The organism is Halorubrum tibetense (genome assembly GCF_042661865.1).
Classification (GTDB): domain Archaea; phylum Halobacteriota; class Halobacteria; order Halobacteriales; family Haloferacaceae; genus Halorubrum; species Halorubrum tibetense.
Map to the genome: position 1 here is coordinate 1 of NZ_JBHSWW010000484.1, position 1,110 is coordinate 1,110.

At 71.1% G+C, this 1,110-nt stretch carries 2 protein-coding genes; one reads left to right on the forward strand and one right to left on the reverse strand.

Annotated elements, in window-relative coordinates; translation table 11 throughout:
• On the forward strand, positions 1 to 421 hold a 421-nt coding region (locus ACFQEU_RS16375; protein ID WP_465261172.1), incomplete at its 5' end, for a DUF7119 family protein.
• Between the two features lie 14 nt (positions 422 to 435).
• On the opposite strand, the gene ACFQEU_RS16380 is transcribed toward ACFQEU_RS16375, so the two are convergent.
• The coding region (locus ACFQEU_RS16380; RefSeq protein ID WP_379783891.1) for a M20/M25/M40 family metallo-hydrolase at positions 436 to 1,110 on the reverse strand (675 nt) is incomplete at its 5' end.

Sequence of the window (1,110 nt, forward strand, 5' to 3'; positions counted from 1 at the left end):
GGAACGCGCCGGTGACGGCGTCTCAGTTTCGTTCATCCGCAAGTGGGCACGCGTCCACGACCTGCCGCAGGCGATCCGCAGACAGGTGGCACGCGGCCGGATCGCGCCGAGCGCGGCGAAACACGTCGCGCGGCTTGGGGGGACCGACCGCTACCTGCTCGCGTGGGCCGCCATCGACGGGGAGATGACGGTTCGTGAGATCAGATCGGCCGCCTCCGCGGTCAATGACGGCGCGAACGTCGAGAGTGCGGTGCGCGAGACCGGTGTCGAGCTCGGCCGCATGCGGATGGACCTCCCGTCGGAGACGTACGTCGAGCTCCGGCGGCGGGCCGCGATGCGAAACGTCGAGCCCGGTCAGGTCGTCTCGGAAGCGCTCGACGAACAGTTCGCGGCGACCCGCTCCGACGCCGACCCGCGGTAGGCGCTGTCCGTCCGTTACCCCGCTCGCTCCGCGAGCCGACGCACCGCCGCGGCGATAGTCGCTCGCCCGTCTTCGACCGCCGCCCACTCGATCGTCTCGTCCGGGTAATGTGCCTCATCGATAGTGCCGGGACCGAAGACGACGGTCGGGATCCCGGCCTCGACGTAGTGGCGCGCGTCCGTCCCGTAGGTCGCGCCGATGGGCTCGGCGTCCGGTAGCCCGGCGTCGACGAGTCCTTCTCGGACTGCCTCGACGACGGGCGCGTCCGCGGGGATCTCGCTCGGCTCGAACTGGACGGAGAACCGCTCGAACGTCGGGGGATGCTCGCTGAGCCACGGGTCGTCGGCGGCGACCCCGTCGAGCCGCTCCCGGAAGGCCCGCTCCACTTCGTCGACGGTCTCTCCGGGGGCAACGCCGATCCGGAACGCCGCCGTCAACGACGCGGGTACTGTCGACGGCCATGACCCGGCGTCGACCGTCCCACAGACCACTGGCCAGGGAACTGGGAACTCGTCGAACAGGGGATGTGTCACCGTCTCCGCGCGTTCTCGTTCGAGGTCGCGAAATGCCCTCCGGATCGCCTCGAACCGCGGGAGCACGTCCTCGCCGCGCCAGCGCGTGGCGGCGTGTGCGCTCCGGCCGACGAGCCGGAGCTCGGCCATCAGACAGCCCTCGCAGGCGACGACCGG